Consider the following 3,614-nt stretch of genomic DNA (forward strand, 5'->3'; position numbering starts at 1 on the left):
AGACCTCAAAATCATCGCGGCTTATAAAGCGAAAACCGGGATGAGAGGCAAGAAGCTCCCGCAGGAGCCGATCCATGGTCTCCGCCGCTCCGGGAGCTACCTCCCCGGTGGGAATCTCTCGCACCGGACAGGGAAAATATCCCCACCCCTCCCCCGGACAGGTAACCTCAAAGGGAAGCACCGCTATGCTCCGGGGAGGGGCATATAGGGGGGGCCTCTCCGGCGAGTGGGTGCAGGCCACCAGGATCAAACAGGCCAGAAACCAGAGCGTTTCTCGTCGGAGCATCCTTCCTCCGGACATGGTTTAAAGTACTCCCTTGGTGGAACGGACGTCCTCCCCCTCCTGGACCAGGGCCCGCCGCAGGGCATAGGCCAGGGCCTTAAAGAGGGCCTCGGCCATGTGGTGGGCGTTTTCCCCGTAAAGGATACGGGCATGCAGGGTGAAGAGCCCCTTCATGGCCAGGGCCCGCAGGAATTCGGGGATCAATTCCAGATCAAAGGTGCCCACCCTTTCCACCGGGAATCGTCCCTCAAAACGGAAATAGGGGCGCCGGGCCAGATCCACCACCACCTGGGCCAGGGCCTCCTCCATAGGAATGGTGGCTTCTCCGTATCGAGCCAGCCCCTTTCTTTCTCCCAGGATCCGGGCCAGGGCCTCCCCCAGGACCAGACCCACGTCCTCCACCGTATGGTGGGCATCCACCTGGAGATCCCCCCGGGCCTCCACCGAAAGCCCCAGTCGGCCATGATAGGCCCAGAGCTCCAGCATGTGATCCAGAAAACCCACGCCGGTGCTGATCCGCCCCGGTGCTCCGGAAAGAGAAAGCCTCACCCGGACCGTGGTCTCCCGCGTCTCACGCCCTATTTCCACCTCGCTCATTCCGGACCTCCGTTGCACCTGAGTCTAAGCTTAAAGTTTTCCCCCGGTTTTGACAATGCAAAAAGGGGCTCCCAAAAGATTAAATTTTGACTTATATATTCTTATATGTTAACCCTGGAACCACCTTGCGAGGACTATCTGATCGGGCTCCCGGCGGGCATCTATCTCCTGGAGGCCTCCCGCCAGGAGGAAACCTTCGAACCCAAGCGTTTGATCTTCGCCAGTCCCAGACTCAAGGCCCTGGCCGGGACGGAGGACCTTTTCCCTCTTCTCTGGCGTCCCGAGGCCCTGCACCCCGACGACCGGGAAGGGCTGGAGAAGGCCAAACGTCAACTCCTGTCCCGGAAAGGTGAGCTGTGGCGATCCTTTCGCCTCCGTCGTCCGGATGGAAGCTACGTGCAGTTACGCGAGGGGGTTTCCCTCTTTCGGGAGGAAGAGGAGGGACGCCTTACCCTTATCGGCCTGTGGATAAAGCTCGGGGAAGAAGCCCTTCCCTCCCAGGGGCTGCCCCTCTGGATTACCCTCCTGGAGAAGGCCCCGGTAGGGCTGGTGCTCTATGATCTCCAGGAGGGGACCTTCCTTTACGCCAACTCCTACGCCCTCAATCTGCTGGGTTATTCCCTGGAGGAACTGCGGCAGAAACGGGTCTGGGAGGTGGTGCATCCCCGTTTCCAGGAAGAGGTCAGGAAGAACCTGGAACGCCGGGCCAAAGGAAAGGATTTTCCCTATACCTATCAGGAGCTTCATCTCCTCACCCGGGGTGGGCAGGAAAAACTGGTCACGCTTTTTACCGAGACCGTGCATCTGGAGAACCGACGCGTGGGGGTGGGAATAGGGATAGACCTTACGCCTCAGCGGGTCCTGGAACGCAGGCTCACCGAACTGGCCTTCTTCGATCCTCTTACCGGCCTCCCCAATCGGCAGCTCTTTCTGGAGAAGCTGCGGGCCTTTATCGCGCGAGGGCTCCGCAAAAGGGAACAGCTCATGGTGATGGTCCTTGACCTCATGGATTTTCGGGAGGTCAACACGGTTTGGGGATATCAGGCGGGGAATCGGATCTTACGGGAGGTGGCCCGACGCCTGGAACGAAATCTACGCCGAAGCGATGTCAAGAGTCGTTTTTTTGCCGACCGTTTCGGACTTATCTGTATGGATGTCCGGGGCACCTGGGGCATCCGGGCGGTGCTGGAGAAGATAGAAGCCCTCTTCCGCCGGCCCTTCCGGGTAAACGGCGGAGAAATCTCCCTTTCCTTCCGGGCCGGGGTTTCTCTGTTTCCCCGGGACGGCAGTCAGGCCGAGGACCTCCTGGCCAAGGCCGAGGCGGCCCTCAAACGGGCCAAGGAACACGACGAGCGCATGGCCGTATTTTCCAGCGAGCTCGAACGCAGCCTGACCGAGGAAGCCCTCCTCCGTACAGCCATGCAGGAGGGCCTTCGACGGGGGGAGTTCTTTCCGGTTTATCAACCCATCGTTCGTCTATCCGATAGAAAAATCGTGGGGGTGGAGGCCCTGGTGCGCTGGAACCATCGCGAACTGGGGGTACTTCCCCCCTCCCGTTTCATCCCCCTGGCCGAAAAGAGCGGTTTTATCCACGAGCTGGGAGAATTCATGCTCCGGCGCGCCCTAGAGGATCTGAGTCCTTGTCTTTCCCGGGAAGAATGCTTTGTGTGTGTCAATCTCTCTGCCCGGCAGTTCAGAGATCCGGCCCTTAGCCGAAGGATAGAATCGGCCCTCAAACGTACCGGATTCCCTCCAGAAAGACTCCATCTGGAAATCACCGAGACCACAGCCATGGAGGAACCGGAAAAGACTCTCACCATTCTGAGTAAATTACGCCGCCTGGGGGTCAAAATCGTCCTCGATGACTTCGGGATGGGCTATTCCTCCATGCGTTATCTGGTGGATTTCGAGGTGGATAAGATCAAGATTGACCGCTTCTTTGTGGAGAATCTTCTTTTCGGGGAAAAACCGCGCTATGTGGTGCGCACCATAACCGGGCTGGCTCACAATGTGGGAGCCCGGAGCGTGGCCGAGGGGATAGAAAAAGAGGAACAGGTGCGTATCCTTCTCGAACTGGGCTGCGAGGAAGGGCAGGGGTTCCTCTTTTCGCCGCCGCTGGAGCTTCCCGCCCTAAAGGAGTTTTTGGAAAAATGCGCGCCGTGATCCAGAGGGTTAAAGAGGCCTCGGTGCGGGTTTCCGGGAAGGAGGTGGCCCGGATCGGACGAGGGTTTCTCGTGCTCCTGGGGGTGGAGAAGGGGGATACGGAAAAGGATCTCTCCTGGATGGCCGAAAAGATGGCCGGCTTAAGACTCTTTGAGGACGCGGCAGGGAAGATGAATCTTTCCCTCTCCGAGGTAGGAGGAGAGGTGCTTCTGGTCTCCAACTTTACGGTATGTGCGGACTGTCGCCGGGGAAGGAGGCCATCTTTTGATCCGGCCGAGGCCCCGGAGGCGGCCCGCAGGCTCTGCGAGGCCTTAGCCCAAATCCTGCGCGAAAAGGGCCTTTCGGTAAAGACCGGGGTCTTCGGGGCCTACATGGAGGTGGCCCTCGTAAACGACGGCCCGGTAACCGTAATCCTCGATTCCCGCAAGCGGCTGTGAGATTCAAGAATGGTATTTTTCTCCCGCAGTGTTAATTTAGGTATTAGGGTTTTACTTTTTCCGAGAGGGAAAAGTTATGGCTCTTAGACAAGAAAAATCTTTGCCTCAGAAACGGGCCACGGTCTCGGTGGTGC

Annotated in this window: 4 protein-coding genes; 2 read left to right on the forward strand and 2 right to left on the reverse strand. The window is 58.8% G+C overall.

The genetic code is table 11. The features are described 5' to 3' along the window. A partial coding sequence (locus tag F8J34_RS07090) for a hypothetical protein (RefSeq protein WP_297057664.1) occupies window positions 1-286 on the reverse strand: 286 nt, incomplete at its 3' end. A gap of 18 nt (window positions 287-304) precedes the next feature. Further along, a complete protein-coding gene (hisB, locus tag F8J34_RS07095; protein WP_297057666.1) occupies window positions 305-880 on the reverse strand; it encodes an imidazoleglycerol-phosphate dehydratase HisB in 576 nt (191 codons plus the stop codon). A gap of 105 nt (window positions 881-985) precedes the next feature. On the opposite strand from hisB, the gene F8J34_RS07100 reads away from it, so the two are divergent. Both F8J34_RS07100 and dtd read left to right on the forward strand, forming a co-directional pair. Beyond that, a complete protein-coding gene (locus F8J34_RS07100; RefSeq protein WP_297057669.1) occupies window positions 986-3,043 on the forward strand; it encodes a GGDEF domain-containing phosphodiesterase in 2,058 nt (685 codons plus the stop codon). Then, window positions 3,031-3,480 carry a D-aminoacyl-tRNA deacylase gene (dtd, locus tag F8J34_RS07105; protein WP_297057670.1) on the forward strand — a complete coding sequence of 150 codons (450 nt, stop codon included), beginning with the start codon at window positions 3,031-3,033 and terminating at the stop codon, window positions 3,478-3,480. Before F8J34_RS07100 ends, dtd begins: the two co-directional genes overlap by 13 nt. The last annotated feature ends 134 nt before the right edge of the window (window positions 3,481-3,614 follow it).

Origin of the sequence: Thermosulfurimonas sp. (assembly GCF_015491435.1) — a bacterium.
GTDB lineage: Bacteria > Desulfobacterota > Thermodesulfobacteria > Thermodesulfobacteriales > Thermodesulfobacteriaceae > Thermosulfurimonas_A.